Annotated in this window: 2 protein-coding genes; one reads left to right on the top strand and one right to left on the bottom strand. The window is 73.8% G+C overall.

Going from position 1 to position 779, the window contains the following annotated elements; translation table 11 throughout:
- The coding region (locus tag G3I65_RS14635) for an LLM class flavin-dependent oxidoreductase (RefSeq protein ID WP_160696596.1) at positions 1 to 402 on the bottom strand (402 nt) is incomplete at its 3' end.
- Between the two features lie 90 nt (positions 403 to 492).
- Between G3I65_RS14635 and G3I65_RS14630 the strand changes: the two genes are divergently transcribed.
- On the top strand, positions 493 to 779 hold a 287-nt coding region (locus G3I65_RS14630; RefSeq protein ID WP_160696595.1), incomplete at its 3' end, for a LysR family transcriptional regulator.

Here is a 779-nt window from a genome sequence, read left to right as displayed (position 1 = left end):
CGGCCCGAGCGCGGCCACCGCCACCCGCTCGGCCGGGACGCCCGCGCGGTCGAGCCGGTCCAGATAGGACACCAGGGTGTCGTACGGCGACGCCCATTCGGCGTGGACTTCGCGGTGCCCGATGCCGACCCCGAGGAGGAACCGGCCGGGGTGCCTGGCTTCGATCCGGTGGTAGGAGGCGGCCACGGTATCCGCGTCGGCGGTCCAGACGTTCACCACGCTCGTGCCGACGACCAGCCGGGTGGTCGCGTCGAGCAGCTGCTCGACGAGGGCGAGGTCAGCCGGCGGCGAGGCGTCCAGCCAGAGCGTGCCGTAGCCGGCGTGCTCGAGTTCCGCCGCGGTCTCCGGGGTGAGTTGGTGCTCGCGCAGATGGGCGCCGAACAGGCCGAGTTCGATGGTCATGCCCCGACTCCAGCACGGCGGCGTGTCGCGAACCAGGACCAGGCCGGACGCGCAGCGATAACCTGGCGGCATCGTCGCAGGGGAGGACTGGTGGAACTACGGGCATTGCGGTACTTCGTCACCGTCGCGGACGAACTGCACTTCGGCCGCGCCGCCGACCGGCTGCACATCGCCCAGCCCGCGGTCAGCAGGCAGATCGCCCGGCTGGAACGCGAGCTGGGCGTCCGGCTCTTCGACCGCTCACCGCGCCGGGTCCGGCTCACCGTCGAGGGCCTCCGGGTGCTCGACGCGGCACGCGAAGCGCTGGCGGCGGCCGACCGCGTCCGCGTCGCGGCGACCCCGCGGGCGGGCGTGATGCGCATCGGCACCGGCACGGG

The sequence above is a fragment of the Amycolatopsis sp. SID8362 genome, assembly GCF_010550475.1.
In the GTDB taxonomy this organism is placed as follows: domain Bacteria; phylum Actinomycetota; class Actinomycetes; order Mycobacteriales; family Pseudonocardiaceae; genus Amycolatopsis; species Amycolatopsis eburnea.
The sequence above is the reverse complement of the archived record's forward strand: the minus strand, read 5'-3'. Positions and strand labels throughout refer to the sequence as shown.